Genomic DNA, 18,517 nt, shown 5'->3' with positions numbered 1-18,517 from the left:
AAAAACTTTCATCATCTCTTTTCCTTGGAGGTGCCCAGCAGATTCGAACTGCTGTGGACGGTTTTGCAGACCGCTACCTAGCCACTCGGTCAGGGCACCATATCACTGTGCTATTTTCTTTAAGAGGTGCCCAGCAGATTCGAACTGCTGTGGACGGTTTTGCAGACCGCTACCTAGCCACTCGGTCAGGGCACCATATCACTGTGCTATTTTCTTTAAGAGGTGCCCAGCAGATTCGAACTGCTGTGGACGGTTTTGCAGACCGCTACCTAGCCACTCGGTCAGGGCACCATTTTGTTTTCGCATGCAAAGGTACTACTTTTTTTGAAATAAACTAATTTTTGGGCACATTTTCTTCATAAAAAGTGCACTTTTTGTTCTTTTTCCCTTTATTCTTGTGTATTTCGTCCTTCAATTTGCAGGGAGTGGAGCATGTACTGCACGGATGAGCGTCGTGCTGGGAGAGCATGCGGTATAGGCGGCGCATCAGCCAAAGGGCGACAAGGAGCAGGACGACTCCGACAATGATTTCCTGTATCATACCTTATATATTATAGAGATTCTTGAATAAAAACGCTTCTTCAAAAATAGTGGAATCTTTTTGTTTGCACAAAATATTATGGTGAAAGGATTTTTCCGCATCATAAAATTGCTGAAAAATTACGGTGTTTCGAGAGTTGGGCGTATCTTTGTTTCATCAAACATGTAGTGTCTATGGATTTCAAGGAAAAAGTGAAGAACTGTATTGCCCGCCATGAACTGCTGGGGCGCGAGCATCCTGTGCTGGTTGCCCTCAGTGGCGGAGCAGATTCGGTGGCCCTGGCTTGTGTGTTGCAGGACCTGGGATATAAAATTGAGGCGGCGCACTGCAATTTCTGTCTGCGTGGTGCGGAGTCGGACCGTGATGAGGCTTTTGTGACGGACTTCTGCCAGCGGCGGAAGATTGTGTTGCACCGGCGTTGTTTTTCCACACATGCCTATGCGCACGAGCATCATGTCAGCATCGAGATGGCAGCCCGCACATTGCGCTATGATTTCTTTGAGCAGCTGTTGCAGGAACGGGATCTGGACTGTGTGGCCGTGGCCCATCACCGTGAGGACAATACGGAGACGGTGTTGCTGAATCTGTTGCGCGGTACCGGTATCCGCGGATTGCGGGGCATACAGTATCGGAACGGAAAAGTGGTGCGTCCGTTGCTTGATGTCAGCCGGCAAGAGATTGAAGACTATCTGGCCGAATGCCATCAGGATTATGTGACCGACAGTACCAACCTGCAGGACGAGGTGCAGCGGAACAAAATCCGTCTGAACGTGATGCCGCGCATGAGGGAAATCTATCCGAATGCCGACGAGAGCATTCATCAGGGAGCACGCCGTCTGAGCGATGCATTCCGTATTTATGAATATGGCATGGATTTGCTGATGCAACAGGTGGTGCACGGCAATAAAATCCTGCTTGAGGAACTGAACCGGACTCCGGCTCCGGAGACGGTGCTGTATGAAATCTTGAGCCGAATGGATTTCAATCCGGCACAGGTGGCAGCCATTTATGAGCAGCAGGGAGGCGAATCCGGAAAAGTGTATGAGAGCCCCACCCATCGTCTGCTGCGCGACCGCGAGGCTTTGGTGTTTGAGAAAAAGGCTGTGCGACCAGCGCGTCTGGAAAAAGTGCTGCCTCTGGAAGGCATCATGCGTGTGACCGACGATGTTACTTTCCTTATTTCACGTTCTTCATACAGCAGTGGCGGTCCGCTGCCGCGCGAAAAGAATGTCATCTGCATGGATCTGGATAAAGTGGAATTTCCGCTGGTGGTGCGCACGCCGCAGACGGGAGACCGCTTTATGCCCTTTGGGATGAAAGGAATGAAACTGGTGAGTGACTTTCTGACCGATCTGAAGAAAAATGTGTTTGAGAAAGAACGTCAACTGCTGGTTTGCAGCGGCGACAAGATTGCCTGGGTGGTGGGAGAACGCCCCGATGACCGTTTCCGGGTGACGGAACATACCCGCCACATCCTGCGCATCCAGCTGCTCTGAGCGGCAGACCAAAGCGGTGCCTGATATAAAAGATAAGAAATGCGGCATCCGATAGTCTTTTCAGATTGATCGGATGCCGCGTTGCTGTATGTGTCTTTATTGTTTCTCGGATTTTGCTGCGGTTTCATAATCCTCAGGAGTGAACCGAAGGTCGAATACTGTCTTTCCGCTCTTCTTTGACTTATAGCAATAACGGAAGTTGATGCGCTCCTCCTTGTATTTTCGCAGTTGCACGGAGTTTACAATCTCGCCTTCCAGCTGTTTCTTGAAGTCGGCAATAACTTCCGGTGTCAGAATCTGGGTGCTGTCAAGAAGACCCTCCATCGTGTAGTAATATTGCAAGGTACGCTTGTCCGAGGCGTAGGTCATGCTGTCCAGCACTGTGCAGGGGTCAATCCGCAGTGGGCAATGCTGTTCGGTGTATTCTTTTGCTTCGCGTGCGCAGCGCTCGTCAAAGTTTTCAAACTGGCAGCTACCCAGAAAAAGGGCTGCAGCCAGGATAGGAAATAAATAACTCTTTTTCTTCATCATTGGTTACATTTCATTGAATATCTCTGCGAAGTTAATTTTTTTATCGTACATTTGCAACGTAAATAAGTATATATATGTTAATAAATAAGGAAGAAAGAGTAGCTAAGGCAGTAGCTTTGTTTCATGAAGGCTATAATTGTGCTCAGTCGGTTGCCGGCGCTTTTGCCGACTTGTATGGATTTACTGAAGAACAGGCGTTTAGAATGGCGGCATCGTTTGGTGGAGGAATCGGCCGCATGCGCCAGACCTGCGGAGCCGCCTGCGGCATGTTTCTGTTGGCAGGACTGGATTGCGGAGTGACTGAAGGAAAAGACCGTGAGGGTAAATCGCACAATTATGCCGTGGTGCAACATTTGGCGCATGAGTTTGAGACTGAGAACGGTTCGACGATCTGCGCGGAATTGTTGGGACTGAAACCCAAGACTCCGGTAGTGGCTCAGGCCGAGGCACGCACGGCAGAATATTATGCCAAGCGCCCCTGTGCCAAAATGGTGGAGACCGCTGCACGCATTTTCGCCCGCTATCTGGAAGAGAAAGAGGAGCAGAAGGCCTGATTTTTTGTAACGATTTTGAATTTTCTTTTGATTTTTTTGAAAAAAAGAAATATTTAATCCAAAAACTTATCGTTATTCTCGTAAAAAGTATTACATTTGCATCGACAAAAATATTGCAAATAGCCTAGATTAATATCTATAGTTTAAATAAAGGAGAATGATTATGCAAGAAAAAGCTGGAGTAATTGCAGGTGCAATTTGGAATGTTCTGGATCAGGTAGAATCTATGAGTGCAAAAGACCTGAAGAAAGCAGTGAAATTAAAGACTGAGAAAGAACTCTATCTTGGCCTTGGTTGGTTGCTCAGAGAAGACAAACTGAATATTACAGGTGATGAGAAAGATCCTGTTTTTTCTCTGAAAAAATAAAACTGTTTCGTAATGATATAAAATATGTTCATGACTGTTTCGTTCATGGACATATTTTTTTTATCTTTGCATAAAAACAAAGAATCGTAAAAATGAAACATATCAGAAATTTCTGTATTATTGCGCACATTGACCACGGAAAATCAACATTGGCCGACCGTTTGCTGGAGTATACCAACACGATTAAGGTAACCGAAGGACAGATGTTGGATGATATGGATTTGGAGCGTGAGCGTGGTATCACCATCAAAAGCCATGCTATTCAGATGGAATATGAATATCAGGGCGAGAAATATACGCTGAATCTGATCGACACTCCGGGGCATGTGGATTTCTCTTATGAAGTTTCCCGTTCTATTGCGGCCTGCGAAGGTGCTTTGCTGATTGTCGACGCTACTCAGGGAGTGCAGGCACAGACCATTTCCAACCTGTATATGGCGATTGATCACGATCTGGAGATCATTCCGGTGATCAATAAATGTGATATGGTGAATGCCATGCCCGAAGAGGTGGAAGATGAAATCATCGATTTGCTGGGCTGCGACCGTGAGGATATTATCCGCGCATCCGGAAAGACCGGTATGGGAGTGGACGAAATTCTCAAAGCGGTGGTGGAACGCATTCCGGCCCCGAAGGGAGACGAGGACGCTCCGCTGCAGGCTTTGATTTTTGACTCTGTGTTCAACTCCTTCCGAGGTATCATCGCATATTTCAAGATTGTAAACGGAAGTATCAAGGCCGGCGACAAGGTGGTGTTCATCAATACCGGAAAAGAATATTCAGCCGATGAGATCGGTGTACTTAAAATGGACATGATGCCCAAGAAAGAGCTTCATTGCGGCGATGTGGGCTATATCGTTTCCGGAATTAAAACGGCCACGGAAGTAAAAGTGGGTGATACCATCACGCATGTGGCCCGACCTTGTGACAAGGCCATTGCCGGATTCGAGGAGGTAAAACCGATGGTGTTTGCCGGTGTCTATCCTATAGAAACCGAAGACTTTGAGAACTTGCGTGCGTCGCTGGAGAAACTGCAGCTGAATGATGCCTCGCTGACTTTCCAGCCGGAATCGTCGGTTGCGCTGGGATTCGGTTTCCGATGCGGATTCCTGGGATTGCTTCACATGGAAATTATCCAGGAGCGTCTGGACCGCGAGTTTAACATGGATGTGATTACCACCGTGCCGAACGTATCATATATGGTATACGACAAGCAAGGTGAGGTGAAAGAGGTGCACAATCCGGCGGGAATGCCCGACGTGACCCTGATTGACCACATCGAAGAACCTTATATCAAGGCAACCATCATTACAACTACAAACTTTATCGGACCGATTATGTCGCTGTGTCTGGGCAAGCGCGGCGAACTTCTGAAACAGGAGTATATTAGCGGAAACCGCGTGGAGTTGCATTACAACATGCCTTTGGGCGAGATTGTGATTGACTTTTACGATAAACTGAAGAGTATCTCCAAGGGATATGCTTCGTTTGATTATCATCAGGATGGCTTCCGGCCTTCAAAACTGGTGAAACTGGATATTCTGCTCAATGGTGAACCGGTGGACGCCTTGTCTACGCTGACTCATTTTGACAATGCTACCGACTTTGGTCGCAGAATGTGTGAGAAACTGAAGGATCTGTTGCCCAGACAGCAGTTTGATATTGCCATTCAGGCTGCTATCGGTGCCAAGATCATTGCCCGCGAAACAGTAAAACAGGTAAGAAAGGATGTAACTGCCAAATGTTATGGTGGTGATATCAGCCGAAAAAGAAAATTGCTCGAAAAACAAAAGAAAGGTAAGAAACGTATGAAGCAGATTGGTAATGTTCAGGTGCCTCAGAAAGCCTTCCTTGCCGTTCTCAAATTAGATTAATCTTATGGATACCAGGGATGTCGCTCGTGAAATAGCACGAATTTATTGCAGACTTACGCCAGACGGTATAAATGCATTGGCAGAAATGCTTGTACCGTTTAAGTACGCAAAGGGAGATGTGATCATGCCGGAAGGGCATGTCTGCCAGTATATGTATTTTGTTAGCCGGGGCATGGTGCGTCAGTATTATTATAAGAATAATAAGGACGTAACGGAACACTTCTCCTACGAAGGAAGAATTGTGATCTGCATTGAAAGTTTTCTGAAGCAGGAACCGTCAAGACTGATTGTGGAGGCTTTGGAGAACAGTGTGCTTTATGGCATTCCGTATGACAAATTGCAACGTAAGGCCGAGGAGAACCGCGAAATCGAACTGCTGTTCAGAAAGATTCTCGAACATGCCCTGATCAGTTCTCAGGTGTATGCCGACAGCCAGCGCTTTGAGAATGCCACGGAGCGTTATCAGCGCCTGCTGGACAGCAAGCCCGAAATCCTGCTGCGTGCTCCAATGGTGCATGTTGCTTCTTATTTGCAGATGTCGCCGGAAACATTAAGCCGCGTGCGCGGTGCTCATGTGGATGGTGGTGCTGCAACGGCAAATAAGGATGCCTGACAGAATGTGAAGCAGACTGCCGAAGGTTTTTTAGATATGGAAATCCCCTGTCTCGAAGCATGATGAATGCAGAGACAGGGGATTTCTGGTTTTATGGATTTCGGTGTTTTAAGATCAGAAGCGGGGTAGCTCCGAAAGAGCATCCTGATAATAGGAGCGTTGCAATTCTTCCTTTTTAATGATTGTTTCGTTTGCCTGTAGTATATCCAGGTCAAGCCGTACGATCTCGTTTGCTTTGTCTGCGGCAGTTCTCTGGGCCAGCTGCTCCAAGGATTTGAGAAAAGAGCGTACGGCCGGGATATCGTCTTCGGTTTTTAGCAGTGCCAGTTGGTTTGTGAATAGGGCTGTATTCCTTTTGAAGCCTACAGGCTCTGTATCTCGGACATTGCTGAAAACCGTTTGAGGATAGCGTTTCTTCAGTTCCTGGCGTGCCATTTCCAGGTTGGCTGCGGCATTATGGTTCGATCCCATGCCAATGATAAGGATATTCGGTTGGGGCATATCGGTAAATTTATTGCGACCAGACAATCGGGCTTTGATGGTTCCCGTTTGCCTGGTCGCAGGTGTACTATGAATTCAGTTTTTTCGTTGTCAGTGTTGCATTATGCTTTTTCTTCAGCATAAAGATAAACTCAAGTCCGCCATCGGCAACTTGTTTTGCATGCACGGTTCCGCCGTGGAAGATGATGGCATTCTTTACGATGGCCAGTCCCAGACCGGTACCTCCGATCTTTCGGCTGCGTCCTTTGTCAACGCGATAGAAGCGTTCGAAAAGGCGAGGCAGGTGGCTTGGGTCCACTCCGACACCATTGTCCTTGAAGCTGAAGAAATAGAAATCTTCGTCTTCAAAAATACAGCTGATGGTTATCTTCTTTCCGATTCCGGCATAGGCAATGGCATTGTCTGTGAGATTCCGGAATATCGAGTAGAGCAGGGAGAAGTTACCGTCGATCATCATGTTGTCGGGGAACGAACAGGTCACTGTCATCTGCTTTTCTTCCAGAGGGAGAGCCAGTTCTGACACGATATTGTGGATAATCTGACTCAGGTTCAGAAGTTCTACATCAATGAGTGAGGAAGCCTCGTCCAGACGCGTCAATGCGGTGATGTCACGCAACAGGTTTGTGAGCCGCTGGCTCTGTGCGAAACTTCTTTGCAGGAACTGGTTCATCGTTTCCTGAGGAAGATCCGGATTGTTGATGATGGTCTCCAGATAACCTTGAATGCTGCTTACCGGCGTTTTCAGCTCGTGTGCCATATTCTGGGTAATCTGCCGTTTCATGCGGGCTTGCTCTTCCTGCTTGGTGATGTCGCTGATGGTCAGCTCAAAGCTGGCATCCTGAAATACGACAGCATCAATGGAGAAGATGTAACCGTTGCGATCAATGACTTCGGTCATCATCTTGGATTCGGCCATTGCATAGTCTTTGCAGGTGTCTTCAATGAACTGAATCAGTTTGGCAAATTCCGGAATGTTGAACACGTCCTGAATACATTCTATGTTTTTGTCGATAATCAGGTTGGCATATTGCGTGAACAAGGCATTCGACAGAATGACTTCGCGGCGCGGATTGAAGATGGCCAGTCCTTCATTCGATATCTGCAAGTGGGCAATCAGTTTCTCACGGGCAATGTAGAGCTCGTCTTTCGTGCGCCGCAAACGATAGTAGATATCTACAATGTGGCGGGCAATCATGTCAAGTTCATTGTCTCCGGTGGAGTGCTGCTTCAGTTCAAACGGTTCGTCCATATCGGCCTTTTTGGCGAACAGACGCAACTGGGTGATGGTCTTACCAAGGCGTGCCGTTAGTTTGTAGAAGACAAAAGTCAGCACAAAGGTAATAAGCAAAATCCCCCAAAGGTAGTTCATGTCAGCTTTCAGCCGTTTGGAAAGACTGAAATCATAAGGCAGTGCACAACGGATGATGAGTTTCGAATCTTTGAAATAGCTGGCATAGTAGAAGAAAGGGGCCTTCATCGTTTCTGAGTTTCTCATAATCGAGTATCCGGAACCATACCTCAGAGCCTTGATGACTTCCTCACGGCCAGAGTGATTTGCCATTGTCCGGGCAGCCTGCTGATTGTCATAAATGATTCTTCCGGTAGGAGTAATCAGAGTGACTCTCAGGTTCTCTATATGAGAGAAATTTACAAACGTATCTACCAGCTCTTCATATTCAGCCATAGGCTTCTTTGCGAGCATCTCATGCAACTGACTGTTGAATATGGCCAGACGGTCATTCAGGAGTTCTATCTTGTATTCTTTTTCACGCGTATACTGATAGAAGGTGAAACAGCCGGCAAAGAGCCAGAAGAGCAGGATGATCGAAAGAAACAGTTTATTGGAAAATGTTAATCTGAAATGCATCTCTTACTCCTTTGCTCCGGCTTCGAAATAATATCCGTAGCCTTGTCTTGTCATGATATACTTGCCATAGTCGCCCAACTTCTTTCTCAGTCGCGTGATGTTGACATCAATGGTTCGGTCCAATACTTCTGCGTCGTCGTGCCAGATTTTACGCAATATTTCCGCACGTGAGAATACCCGTCCTTCGTTTTCGATAAACAGGCGCAGCAACTCAAATTCTGTTTTGGTCAGCTGCAATACCTCGCCATGCAGAATCGCTTCTTTCAGCTTCATGTTAATCTTCAGATCCTTGTATCCGATTAAGGATGCCTGAGGAACAGCCTTTGGCGATGTGCGGCGCAATACGGCCTTTACGCGTAAAACAACTTCACGCAGGGAGAACGGTTTGGAAATATAGTCGTCCGCACCGAGTGTAAAACCGGTCACCGCATCATTTTCCGTATCACGTGCCGTCAGGAAGATAATGGGGATGTGATTCAGGTTCTTGGATTCCTTGAGCATCTTTGCCATACGGAATCCGGAGATTTCTCCCATCATCACATCCAACAGAATCAGATGATATTGCGTAAGATCTAGTTTGAGTGCTTCTTCTGCAGAATAGGCGATATCCACGTTATACCCTTCGTTCTCGAGATTAAAGCGCAGGATGTCACACAAATCTTCTTCGTCGTCTACAACCAAAATTTTGTAATCGTTCATAAACATAACTTTTAAAAATCTACTGCAAAAGTATAACCTTATTGTTACATGATTGTAAAGTCCATGTTACAATATTATTTCAGCACCCGATTAGTGCTGAAATTTTCTGCAAGCACGTACCAGATGGCGGAAATGACCAATAAGTTCCTGGCTTTCCTGCAGCATGCTCAGATAAAGGAAATCTACCTTCAGACTGGTAGCAGTGCTTTTGGCGATGCGTTGCTGCTGCTCTTTGCGCAGGTTTGACAAGGTTGCCTTCATTTCATTTCCCTTTTCGCGCAGTTCAATGGCGCGGGAGTATTCGTTGCTTTCAATCATCTGGGCAATGTCCCGAATGAAGGTGATGATGTCGCTCTTGATGGGCGCAAATTCTTTTTCATATTCTTCATTCAGCGGATTGAAGTTATTGTCCACGTGTTCGAAAATCGGTTCGCACATTCGTTTCAGGCAGTAGAAGCTTTGTTCGCAACTGTTGCAGGCAAGATAGAACCAAGTGTTTTTCTCGACAGCAACCAGCGGATCAATTTTGCGCAGACCGATAATTTCCTTGCGGCGCTGCACCTTCCAGTGCTTCTTTTGAGTGTCCAGGTCATTGAATACTCTGCGCAGCTTTTTGACATCCTCTTCCACCAGACCGTCGGTAATGAGCACATAAGTATCGGCAACGAAGCGAACCACCTCGGTCTGTGTGTTCAGGAAGTGTTTGCTCAGCAATGGCCAAGCCACCTTCGGGTCTTGTGTTTCTACCAGTTCGGTAAAGATCTCGTCCTTCTTGACAGATGACATCTTTTTCTTATAGCTACGGCTGTTGTTCCACAAAATCAGGACTACAGTGGCCATCAGCAGAATCATGGCAACGATACCTCCATAATATACAATCATGGTGACGATAAAACAAAGGAAGAATGCTGCACCTGCTGTCATGAACCAGCCACCGATTACAGAGATTACACCGGTAACACGGAATACGGCACTCTCACGTCCCCAGGCGCGGTCGGCCAAAGAAGAACCCATACCCACCATGAAAGCTACGTAAGTAGTTGAGAGCGGAAGTTTGAGAGAAGTTCCGACTACAATCAGCAAGCCAGAGAGAACCAGGTTTACAGAAGCGCGAACCAGGTCGAAGGCTGCTCCTTTTTCCAGAATAGTCTCGTCCTGGTTAAAGCGGGAATTCACCCAAGTCTTTACGTTTTCAGGAACGTGTGCAATGACATATTCTGTGGAATTCATCACTCCGCGCACCAGGCGGCGGGCAAAGCGGGAAGAGCCGAACATTTCGTCACCGGCAGTCTGGCGAGACAGGTCGACAGATGTTTTGATTACGTTGTGGGCTTTCTTTGAGAAGGTCAGTGCTGTGATCATGATCACACCGGCCATCACGAGGAATATCAATGGCGTTTTTGCCTCATCATTCAAGGAACCCATCAGATAGGTCGTTGGGTCTGCTCCCGGGTGAGCCATGAAATCCTGATAAGAAGAGAAACCGGCCAGAGTAACTCCGATAAAGTTTACAAGATCATTGCCGGCGAAAGCCATAGCCAATGAGAATGTACCGAATAATACTGTGATTTTAAATATGTTGACCTTCAGCAGATGAAGTATTTGTGTAAGGATAGTAAAACCGATCAGGAACGAGATCAGTATGGTAGAAGTGTTGGATGCTATCCATGCCTTGATAGCAGGTGTCATGAAAGAGGCTGTGCCGAATCCTTTTACCATCAGGAAGTAAGAAATTGAGGTAAAAGCCAGACCACCGAATACGGCGATGGTGTATTTGAGATGTTTGGTATAGTGGAAAGTAAAGATGCAACGTGCAATCCATTGCACAATCAAACCGAAAATAAAAGCGATAGCCACCGATATGAATATGGCCATGATTACCGAAAGGGCCTTGTCGGTGTTGATCAGTTGAGCGTAGGTCAGTGAATGATCGTGCATCATCTTTACAAAAGCCAATGCCGTACTACCGCCCAACAGCTCGAATACCATCGACACTGTGGTGGAAGTGGGCATACCCAGCATGTTGAACATGTCCAGCAGAATTACGTCCGAGGCAACAACAGCCAGAAAGATGCACATCAGCTGTTCGAAGGTGAAGCATTCCGGACGGAAGATGCCGTGACGGGCGATATCCATCATGCCGTTACTTGTAGTGGCACCGACAAATACACCGATTGCGGCTACTGCTAAAATAAGTTTGAAACGGGCTGCCTTGGAGCCAATGGCAGAACTGAGAAAGTTTACCGCGTCATTACTAACTCCGACCGATAAATCGAAGATAGATAAAGCAAACAGGAATATGACAATTCCCAAATACACAAATTCCATAAAATAATGAATTTAATAATTTATTGATGCAAAGATACGAAAATTCATAGTTTTGTAACAGGTTTGTATTATCTGTATTTCTTAATTTTTTTAAAAGAAAGGAGCGCTTTGCATTAAAATTATCTATAGATAATCTGAATAAACCTTTTCTCCTATTTATATATAGAGGCCTGATAGAAAGAGAGAAAGCCCATATACAAAAATCAGGTCGCTCTGCATTCCAGAATCGGGAATGCCGGAGCGACCTGACAGACAAATATCTTTTTTTGCTTAATCGAAGCGGATGGACTTGATTGGGTTGATTCGGGAAATCATCAGACTGGGCAGAACCAGTACGGATACGGAAATCAGCAGGGTAGACAGATTGATCAGCAAGACATAAAGCCAGTTGATAATCAGAGGTACCTCTTCTACATAATAAACCTGCGGATCCAGTTTGATGATGCCGAACTGCTGTTGGATGAAGATGAGCAGGAAGGCCAAAAGATTACCCCAGAGGAGTCCCTTACCCACGATGAAGGTAGAGAACCAGAGGAAGATGCTGCGGATGGAACTGTCGCGTGCTCCCAGAGCCTTGAGGGTTCCGATAAAGACCGTGCGTTCCAGGATGATGATCAGCAGGCCCGATATCATGGTAATGCCCGCTACTCCCGTCATCAGAATCAGGATGACCCACACGTTGGTGTTCAGCAGGCTGAGCCAGGTAAACATCTGAGGGTAGAGATCTTCGATGGACATGGTCGAGAAAGAAGCCCCGTAAACGTCTGTTCCGAGTTCCACATTGATTCTTCGCGCCAGCTTTTGTGTCGTTGCTTTCAGGGCGTTGTAGTCCTTCACGGTAATATTGAGCGAACTGCATTGGTTCTTTTGCCAGCCGTTCAGTCGGTTGCAGGTATAAATGTCGGTCAGCACCATGTTGTTGTCCAGCTCGGCCAGATTGGTCCGGTAGATACCTTTCACCAGAAAGCGTCGGGCGCGCAGGGTGCGGTCAAAAAAGTAAGCAGATATTCTGTCGCCTGTTTTCAGGCGCAGTTCGCGGGCAATCGTTTCCGAGATAAGCACCTCGTTCGAGGCTTTTTGGTCGGAAAAGTCGGGCAGACTTCCCGAAAGCAGGTTCTTGTGGATGAAGGTTGTGTCAAATTCTTCTCCCACGCCTTTCAGAAGAATGCCTTTGAATACCTCGTCGGTTTTCAGGATACCGGCCTTGTAGCAAGTGCGTTCCCAGTGTGCAATGTTGGGAGTACTTTTTACGATGCGTAGCAGCGAATCGTTCACCGCGATGGGATAAGACTCGGACGAAGCCTGGCTTTCATAGTTCTGTATCTGGATGTGCGAACCGAATCCGACCAGCTTGTTCTTGATCTCCTGCTTGAAGCCGAGCACCACGCACACGGAGATAATCATCACGGCCACGCCTATGGCCACTCCTCCGATGGCAATGTTGACGGCCAGTTTGGAAGCGCCTTTTTCGTTTCCTTTGTTTTTAAAGAGTCGTTTGGCTATAAAAACAACAAAATTCATTTTTAGGACCTTTTTAATATTAATGCATCTATTCTAATCCCTCAGGGGAAAACGGGGAAACCGCTCTGAAAAGAAAACAAGCCCAAAAAGAACACGCAGACTCTTTCTGGGCTTGTTTTCGAAGTATGTTGGGACATACATTATTCAGAAACCCGACCCGGATAAGCCTCCAGAGCTTTCCGGAGCACCACAATGGCGCGGTTCAGATCTTCCTTTTTCAATACATAAGCGATACGCACCTCGTTCTTTCCCGATCCCGGAGTGGTGTAGAAACCCGATGCCGGAGCCATCATGACAGTTTCTCCCTCATAGTTGAACTCCGTGAGACACCAGGCACAGAACTTTTCCGCATCATCAACCGGCAGTTTGGCTACCGTGTAGAAGGCACCCATCGGAATTGGAGAATAGACTCCCGGAATGCGGTTCAGTCCATCAATCAGGCATTTGCGTCGCTCTACATACTCGTCGTACACCTCGCGGCTGTATTCTTCCGGCTCGTCCAAAGAAGCCTCGGCTGCAATCTGACCGATGAGCGGAGGGCTCAAACGGGCCTGACAGAACTTCATCACCGCCTTGCGCACTTCGGCATTCTTGGTGATCAGAGCACCGATACGGATACCGCATTCGCTGTACCGCTTGGAAACAGAGTCGATGAGCACCACATTCTTCTCGATGCCTTCCAGATGGCAGGCCGAGATATAAGGAGAGCCGGTGTAGATGAATTCACGATACACCTCGTCGGAGAACAGGTACAGGTCGTACTTCTTGACCAGATCGCGAATCTGGTTCATCTCGCGGTGTGTATACAGATAACCGGTCGGATTGTTCGGGTTACAGATCAGGATGGCGCGGGTGCGCTCGTTGATGAGTTCCTCGAATTTCTCCACCTTTGGCAGAGAGAATCCCTCCTCGATAGTGGTAGAGATGGTGCGGATAACCGCTCCTGCCGAAATGGCAAAAGCCATGTAGTTGGCATAAGCCGGTTCGGGCACGATGATTTCGTCGCCGGGATTCAGACACGACATGAAGGCGAAGAGCACGGCCTCCGAACCACCTGAAGTGATGATGATGTCGTCGGGAGTCAGACTGATGCGGTATTTCTCGTAATACTTGACCAGTTTTTTACGGTAACTCAGATATCCCTGGCTGGGACTGTATTCCAATACGGTGCGATCTATGTTGCGGATGGCATCCAGCGCCGCTTTGGGAGTGGGCAGGTCAGGTTGCCCGATATTTAGATGGTACACATGTATTCCGCGTTCTTTAGCCTGCTGTGCCAAGGGAGCAAGCTTTCTGATAGGCGATTCCGGCATTTCCTGGCCGCGCGTTGAGATTTTTGGCATATTATCTTTACTTATTTTAGAATAATATTGATTTCCTGTTATCAACTTGCAAATATACGATATTGACTTCAATTCGGCAAATAAAAGGGTTTTTAATTGGCCGTTCTCTTATCTTAATGGGCAAAACACGATAATAAATGAAAATAAATGTGTAAGTTTGCGGTTGCTTTCACTGAAGGCAACTAATTAGGATTTACTAAAATATAAAAGGAAATAAAAAGTTATGATGAACGAATGGTTTGAATGCAAGGTGAAGTACGAGAAGACTATGGAGAACGGAATGGTGAAGAAAGTCACCGAGCCTTATTTGGTAGACGCCTTGAGCTTCACTGAGGCAGAAAGACGCTTCCTGGAGGAGATTGAACCGTTTATGTCGGGAGAATACCAGGTTTCGGATATCAAGAGAGCCAAATATGCAGAACTCTTCGAGACCGATGACGAAGAGGCAGACAAGTGGTTTAAGGCCAAGGTGGCTTTTATCACTTTGGACGAGAAGACCGGTGTGGAGAAGAAAAGCGCCCAGAACATGCTGATTCAGGCTTCCGACCTGCGCGATGCGGTAAAGCGTCTCGACAAGGGAATGGAAGGCACGATGGCCGACTACGAAATCGCCTCTGTGATGGAGACTCCGATTATGGACGTGTTCCACTATAAGACTGCCGAGGTGGAGAAACCCGAGTTCCCCGACGCAGCCAATGTTTAATCTCAAAAGCCAGAAATCATGTCTGTTACTCAGGAAATCATTAAATTAAAGAGCGAGCTGCCCGAGCATGTATCGCTTGTGGCGGTTTCGAAATACCATCCGGCTTCTGCCATCAGAGAGGCTTATGAGGCCGGTCAGCGTATTTTTGGAGAAAGTCAGGTTCAGGAGTTGCAGCGCAAACATGAAGAGCTTCAGCTGGAGGGTATCCAGTGGCACTTTATCGGTCATTTGCAGACCAATAAAGTAAAGTATATTGCCCCTTATATTTCGCTGATTCATTCCGTGGATTCCGTCAAGCTGCTTCAGGAGATCAACAAGCAGGGAGAGAAGTGCGGACGGAAAATCAACTGCCTGTTGCAGTTGCATGTGGCCCGTGAGGAGAACAAGTACGGATTTACCGAAGACGAGTGCTGGGATTATCTGGCATCCGGCGCATGGAAGGAACTGCCGTTTGTGCAGTTGTGCGGTGTGATGTGCATTGCCACCAATACCGACGACGAGGCGGTGGTGCGTGGAGAATTCCGCCGAGCCTCAGCCTTTTTCAACAAGGCCAGACAGGAGTTCTTTTCCGGTTGCGAAGCCTTTTCGGTATGCTCCTGGGGTATGAGCGAAGACTACCCGCTGGCTATTGAAGAGGGTAGCAATATGGTGCGTATCGGATCAATGATTTTCGGAATGCGTGTTTATTGACAATTTTTTTGGAGAAACCAGTTAAATCTCTTATTTTTGCGCAAACCAATCTTTTTTGTGCAATGAACATACCGAGTTTTAACGCGTGTATAGAGAAAAGCATCAAGGATAATTGGAACCTTGATGCTTTATCTGATTATCAGGGTGCCACCATGCAGTATAAGGATGTGGCGCGGGTAATTGAGAAACTACATATCATCTTTGAATATAGCGGTGTGCGCCCGGGGGATAAAGTTGCTCTTTGCGACAAGAATTCTGCCCATTGGGGAGCCGCCTTTCTGGCTACACTGACTTATGGTGCCGTAGCGGTGCCTATTCTGCATGAATTCAAGGCCGACCAGATTCACAACATCGTGAATCACAGCGAGGCCAAACTGCTGTTTGTCGGCGAGCAGATCTGGAAGAACCTGGATGCCGAAGCCATGCCGCAGGTGGAGGGAGTCATCAACATCATTGATTACTCTCTTTTCGTGAGCCGCACCGACAAGGTGGTTTATGCCCGCGAGAACCTGAACCGTCTTTTCGGAGAGAAGTTCCCGAAATTTTTCCGTCCCAACCATGTGAGCTATCATTTGGACGAGCCGGAGGAGCTGGCAGTAATCAACTACACCTCGGGCACCACGAGCTATTCCAAGGGAGTGATGATTCCGTATCGCGCCCTGTGGTCGAACTACGCCTTTGCTCAGGGAGCTTTGGGCGGACATTGCAAGGCCGGTTCCACAGTGCTCTCCATGCTGCCTATGGCGCACATGTATGGCATGGCCTTTGAATTCATCTTCGAATTCTGTCAGGGTGCTCACGTTTATTTCCTGACCAAGATGCCGACTCCGAAACTCTTGCTGGCGGCTCTGGCCGACGTGAAGCCGGTGATTGTCATCGCTGTGCCGCTGATTATCGAAAAGATTGTGCGCAAGGCCGTATGGCCTAAAATCAATTCGCGTGTGAAGATGCTGATGAAGCTGCCGGTCATCGGACAGAAAGTCAAGGACCGTATCCGCGAAACCATGCGCGAGTCTTTGGGAGGCAACTATTACGAGGTGATTATCGGTGGTGCGGCTCTGAACCACGAGGTGGAAGCATTTCTGAATGACATCGGCTTCAATTATACCGTGGGTTATGGTGCTACGGAGTGTGCGCCGATTATAGCCTATGAAGACTGGAAGAAATTTAAGGAAGGTTCTTGCGGCAAGGCAGCTCCGCGTCTGGAAGTCATCATCAACAGTCATGATCCCGCTCATGAGGTGGGCGAGATTCTGGTGCGCGGAACCAATGTGATGCTGGGTTATTATAAGAATGAAGAAGCCACCGCCGAGACGATAGACGCTGAAGGCTGGTATCACACCGGCGATTTGGGTCTGATGGACGAGGAAGGAAACATCTTCATTAAGGGCCGCAGCAAGAACATGCTGTTGGGTGCCAGCGGACAGAATATCTATCCGGAGGAAATCGAAGACAAGTTGAACAACCTCACTCTGGTGGCCGAGAGTCTGGTGATCCAGCGTAATGAAAAGCTCTACGGACTGGTGTATCCGGATTTTGACGAGGCCGCCAAGTTGGGACTTCAGGAGGCTGATCTGGTGCAGATTATGGAGCAGAACCGTCAGGAACTGAATGCCATGATTCCGGGATACAGTCAGCTGTCCGGAATCAAGATCTGCAAGGAAGAGTTTGAAAAGACTCCTAAAAAGAGTATCAAGCGTTTCCTTTATACCGATGTGGAAATCTAAAACGTGCGGAGACATCACGATGAAAGTGGTTTATCTGTATCATAGCGGCATGGCTTTTGAGCTGGAGCATTGCATCCTCATTGTGGATTACTATCAGCCGGAGGCCGTGACTGCCGTTTTGCAGTCGCAGGTGCGCCGGTTGCTGGGCTGTGGAAAGCCGGTATACGTGCTGGTTTCTCATGTTCACGCCGATCATTTTGATCCGGTCGTCCTGAACTGGCAGCAGGAAGATGAGGTGCATTATGTTTTCTCTGCCGACGTGGCTCCGGCTTTGCGAGGTAGGGAGGCACAGGTGCATTTCCTGAAGAAAGGAGAAGTTTTTCAGGACGAGAACCTGACAGTCAAGGCGTATGGCTCTACCGATGTGGGCATCTCCTTTTATATACAGACCGAGGGATGGAAACTGTTTCATGCCGGCGATTTGAACAACTGGCATTGGAATGAGGAATCCACCGAGGAGGAGATCCGGCAAAGCGAACAGGAATATCAGGATGAACTGACTTTGATTACTCAGGAAATCAAGGAGTTGGATGTGCTTTGCTTTCCGGTAGACTCCCGTTTGGGGCACGATTACATGCGCGGAGCCGAACAGTTTGTTTCGGCGGTGCCGGTGCGTTGGTTCGTGCCGATTCATTTCACTTCCGGTCGTCCTGAAGATCCGCTGGCTTTCGGACCGGTGGCCCGGAAATACGGCGCTTCCTTCTGGTGCGCCGCCCATGAATGTGACTCTGTTATTTTGGAAAAATAAAAGATAAGAAAAATTATGGAAATCAAGTCTAGATTTGATCATTTGAACGTAAATGTAACTGATTTGGAAAGAAGTATTGCCTTTTACAATCAGGCACTTGGCCTGAAGGAGCATCATCGTAAGGAAGCCGCCGACGGTTCGTTCGTGCTGGTTTATCTGTGCGACGAGGCCAAGACTTTCTTTCTGGAACTGACCTGGCTCAAGGACCATCCTCAGGCATACGAGTTGGGAGAGAACGAAACCCACCTGTGCCTGCGTGTAGAAGGAGATTATGACCAGGTGCGTGCCTACCATCGCGAGATGGGATGCATCTGTTTTGAGAACCACGAGATGGGACTGTACTTTATCAACGATCCCGACGACTATTGGATTGAAATCCTTCCGGCAAAATAATGCAGACCGAAATATAGGAAA

The 18,517-nt window shown here is 47.6% G+C and carries 18 protein-coding genes and 3 tRNA genes; 10 read left to right on the top strand and 11 right to left on the bottom strand.

Annotated features, from left to right (window positions below; all coding sequences use genetic code 11):
* Nucleotides 1-25: 25 nt before the first annotated feature.
* The 4 genes from DXA74_RS02810 to DXA74_RS02800 all read right to left on the bottom strand — a co-directional run bounded on the left by DXA74_RS02810 (nt 26) and on the right by DXA74_RS02800 (nt 541).
* Nucleotides 26-99: transfer RNA gene (locus DXA74_RS02810), tRNA-Cys, on the bottom strand.
* Between the two features lie 25 nt (nt 100-124).
* Nucleotides 125-195: transfer RNA gene (locus tag DXA74_RS16270), tRNA-Cys, on the bottom strand.
* A 25-nt stretch (nt 196-220) separates the two neighbouring features.
* Nucleotides 221-291, bottom strand: a tRNA-Cys gene (locus DXA74_RS16265).
* Nucleotides 292-334: 43 nt separating this feature from the next.
* A complete protein-coding gene (locus DXA74_RS02800; RefSeq protein ID WP_118525310.1) occupies nt 335-541 on the bottom strand; it encodes a hypothetical protein in 207 nt (68 codons plus the stop codon).
* 173 nt (nt 542-714) lie between these two features.
* Between DXA74_RS02800 and tilS the strand changes: the two genes are divergently transcribed.
* Nucleotides 715-2,037 (top strand): tRNA lysidine(34) synthetase TilS, encoded by a 1,323-nt coding sequence (gene tilS / locus DXA74_RS02795; RefSeq protein ID WP_118525309.1) that lies wholly within the window; start codon nt 715-717, stop codon nt 2,035-2,037.
* A 96-nt stretch (nt 2,038-2,133) separates the two neighbouring features.
* Here tilS and DXA74_RS02790 read toward each other — a convergent pair whose 3' ends face one another.
* Nucleotides 2,134-2,568 (bottom strand): hypothetical protein, encoded by a 435-nt coding sequence (locus DXA74_RS02790; protein ID WP_233550432.1) that lies wholly within the window; start codon nt 2,566-2,568, stop codon nt 2,134-2,136.
* A gap of 74 nt (nt 2,569-2,642) precedes the next feature.
* Here DXA74_RS02790 and DXA74_RS02785 point away from each other — a divergent pair, with 74 nt between their 5' ends.
* The 4 genes from DXA74_RS02785 (at nt 2,643) to DXA74_RS02770 (ending at nt 5,976) form a co-directional block, all read left to right on the top strand.
* Nucleotides 2,643-3,122 (top strand): C-GCAxxG-C-C family protein, encoded by a 480-nt coding sequence (locus tag DXA74_RS02785; protein ID WP_118525308.1) that lies wholly within the window; start codon nt 2,643-2,645, stop codon nt 3,120-3,122.
* A 160-nt stretch (nt 3,123-3,282) separates the two neighbouring features.
* Entirely contained in the window at nt 3,283-3,489 is a 207-nt protein-coding gene (locus DXA74_RS02780; protein WP_199666066.1) for a winged helix-turn-helix domain-containing protein, read from the top strand.
* Between the two features lie 92 nt (nt 3,490-3,581).
* Entirely contained in the window at nt 3,582-5,363 is a 1,782-nt protein-coding gene (gene lepA, locus DXA74_RS02775) for a translation elongation factor 4 (RefSeq protein WP_118525307.1), read from the top strand.
* Nucleotides 5,364-5,367: 4 nt separating this feature from the next.
* On the top strand, nt 5,368-5,976 hold the full coding sequence (locus DXA74_RS02770) for a Crp/Fnr family transcriptional regulator (RefSeq protein WP_118525306.1): 609 nt from the start codon (nt 5,368-5,370) through the stop codon (nt 5,974-5,976).
* Nucleotides 5,977-6,090: 114 nt separating this feature from the next.
* On the opposite strand, the gene DXA74_RS02765 is transcribed toward DXA74_RS02770, so the two are convergent.
* From DXA74_RS02765 to DXA74_RS02740, 6 genes are all read right to left on the bottom strand, one after another.
* Nucleotides 6,091-6,477 carry a 2-amino-4-hydroxy-6-hydroxymethyldihydropteridine diphosphokinase gene (locus DXA74_RS02765; RefSeq protein ID WP_147401009.1) on the bottom strand — a complete coding sequence of 129 codons (387 nt, stop codon included), beginning with the start codon at nt 6,475-6,477 and terminating at the stop codon, nt 6,091-6,093.
* Between the two features lie 67 nt (nt 6,478-6,544).
* A complete protein-coding gene (locus DXA74_RS02760; RefSeq protein WP_118525304.1) occupies nt 6,545-8,344 on the bottom strand; it encodes a cell wall metabolism sensor histidine kinase WalK in 1,800 nt (599 codons plus the stop codon).
* 3 nt (nt 8,345-8,347) lie between these two features.
* A complete protein-coding gene (locus DXA74_RS02755) occupies nt 8,348-9,043 on the bottom strand; it encodes a response regulator transcription factor (protein WP_118525398.1) in 696 nt (231 codons plus the stop codon).
* Nucleotides 9,044-9,133: 90 nt separating this feature from the next.
* Complete coding sequence (locus tag DXA74_RS02750; RefSeq protein WP_118525303.1) at nt 9,134-11,371, bottom strand: inorganic phosphate transporter; 2,238 nt, start codon at nt 11,369-11,371, stop codon at nt 9,134-9,136.
* 270 nt (nt 11,372-11,641) lie between these two features.
* Nucleotides 11,642-12,892, bottom strand: a complete 1,251-nt coding sequence (locus DXA74_RS02745; protein WP_118525302.1) for an ABC transporter permease — start codon at nt 12,890-12,892, stop codon at nt 11,642-11,644.
* Nucleotides 12,893-13,032: 140 nt separating this feature from the next.
* Nucleotides 13,033-14,235, bottom strand: a complete 1,203-nt coding sequence (locus DXA74_RS02740) for a pyridoxal phosphate-dependent aminotransferase (protein WP_118525301.1) — start codon at nt 14,233-14,235, stop codon at nt 13,033-13,035.
* 223 nt (nt 14,236-14,458) lie between these two features.
* On the opposite strand from DXA74_RS02740, the gene DXA74_RS02735 reads away from it, so the two are divergent.
* From DXA74_RS02735 to DXA74_RS02715, 5 genes are all read left to right on the top strand, one after another.
* A complete protein-coding gene (locus tag DXA74_RS02735; protein WP_118525300.1) occupies nt 14,459-14,938 on the top strand; it encodes a DUF4494 domain-containing protein in 480 nt (159 codons plus the stop codon).
* Between the two features lie 18 nt (nt 14,939-14,956).
* Nucleotides 14,957-15,628: a YggS family pyridoxal phosphate-dependent enzyme gene (locus DXA74_RS02730; protein ID WP_118525299.1), complete on the top strand. Its 672-nt coding sequence runs from the start codon at nt 14,957-14,959 to the stop codon at nt 15,626-15,628.
* A 62-nt stretch (nt 15,629-15,690) separates the two neighbouring features.
* The gene (locus DXA74_RS02725) at nt 15,691-17,355 is read left to right on the top strand and encodes an AMP-binding protein (RefSeq protein ID WP_118525298.1); all 1,665 of its coding nucleotides are present in this window, start codon (nt 15,691-15,693) and stop codon (nt 17,353-17,355) included.
* The gene (locus DXA74_RS02720) at nt 17,342-18,103 is read left to right on the top strand and encodes an MBL fold metallo-hydrolase (RefSeq protein ID WP_118525297.1); all 762 of its coding nucleotides are present in this window, start codon (nt 17,342-17,344) and stop codon (nt 18,101-18,103) included. Before DXA74_RS02725 ends, DXA74_RS02720 begins: the two co-directional genes overlap by 14 nt.
* Nucleotides 18,104-18,118: 15 nt before the next feature.
* Nucleotides 18,119-18,496 carry a VOC family protein gene (locus DXA74_RS02715; RefSeq protein WP_118525296.1) on the top strand — a complete coding sequence of 126 codons (378 nt, stop codon included), beginning with the start codon at nt 18,119-18,121 and terminating at the stop codon, nt 18,494-18,496.
* The last annotated feature ends 21 nt before the right edge of the window (nt 18,497-18,517 follow it).

Origin of the sequence: Bacteroides sp. OF04-15BH (genome assembly GCF_003477995.1) — a bacterium.
Taxonomy (GTDB): domain Bacteria; phylum Bacteroidota; class Bacteroidia; order Bacteroidales; family Bacteroidaceae; genus Paraprevotella.
Note: the sequence above shows the minus strand (reverse complement) of the source record. Positions and strands in the feature narration are given on the sequence as shown.

What these genes read in the sequence shown, in the direction of transcription:
- DXA74_RS02735 (WP_118525300.1), top strand. Translation starts at nt 14,459, where the DNA reads ATGATGAACGAATGGTTTGAATGCAAGGTGAAGTACGAGAAGACTATG.
- DXA74_RS02785 (WP_118525308.1), top strand. Translation starts at nt 2,643, where the DNA reads ATGTTAATAAATAAGGAAGAAAGAGTAGCTAAGGCAGTAGCTTTGTTT.
- DXA74_RS02800 (WP_118525310.1), bottom strand. Translation starts at nt 541, where the DNA reads ATGATACAGGAAATCATTGTCGGAGTCGTCCTGCTCCTTGTCGCCCTT.
- DXA74_RS02770 (WP_118525306.1), top strand. Translation starts at nt 5,368, where the DNA reads ATGGATACCAGGGATGTCGCTCGTGAAATAGCACGAATTTATTGCAGA.
- tilS (WP_118525309.1), top strand. Translation starts at nt 715, where the DNA reads ATGGATTTCAAGGAAAAAGTGAAGAACTGTATTGCCCGCCATGAACTG.
- DXA74_RS02745 (WP_118525302.1), bottom strand. Translation starts at nt 12,892, where the DNA reads ATGAATTTTGTTGTTTTTATAGCCAAACGACTCTTTAAAAACAAAGGA.
- lepA (WP_118525307.1), top strand. Translation starts at nt 3,582, where the DNA reads ATGAAACATATCAGAAATTTCTGTATTATTGCGCACATTGACCACGGA.
- DXA74_RS02755 (WP_118525398.1), bottom strand. Translation starts at nt 9,043, where the DNA reads ATGAACGATTACAAAATTTTGGTTGTAGACGACGAAGAAGATTTGTGT.
- DXA74_RS02730 (WP_118525299.1), top strand. Translation starts at nt 14,957, where the DNA reads ATGTCTGTTACTCAGGAAATCATTAAATTAAAGAGCGAGCTGCCCGAG.
- DXA74_RS02765 (WP_147401009.1), bottom strand. Translation starts at nt 6,477, where the DNA reads ATGCCCCAACCGAATATCCTTATCATTGGCATGGGATCGAACCATAAT.
- DXA74_RS02760 (WP_118525304.1), bottom strand. Translation starts at nt 8,344, where the DNA reads ATGCATTTCAGATTAACATTTTCCAATAAACTGTTTCTTTCGATCATC.
- DXA74_RS02740 (WP_118525301.1), bottom strand. Translation starts at nt 14,235, where the DNA reads ATGCCAAAAATCTCAACGCGCGGCCAGGAAATGCCGGAATCGCCTATC.
- DXA74_RS02790 (WP_233550432.1), bottom strand. Translation starts at nt 2,568, where the DNA reads ATGATGAAGAAAAAGAGTTATTTATTTCCTATCCTGGCTGCAGCCCTT.
- DXA74_RS02715 (WP_118525296.1), top strand. Translation starts at nt 18,119, where the DNA reads ATGGAAATCAAGTCTAGATTTGATCATTTGAACGTAAATGTAACTGAT.
- DXA74_RS02720 (WP_118525297.1), top strand. Translation starts at nt 17,342, where the DNA reads ATGTGGAAATCTAAAACGTGCGGAGACATCACGATGAAAGTGGTTTAT.
- DXA74_RS02725 (WP_118525298.1), top strand. Translation starts at nt 15,691, where the DNA reads ATGAACATACCGAGTTTTAACGCGTGTATAGAGAAAAGCATCAAGGAT.
- DXA74_RS02750 (WP_118525303.1), bottom strand. Translation starts at nt 11,371, where the DNA reads ATGGAATTTGTGTATTTGGGAATTGTCATATTCCTGTTTGCTTTATCT.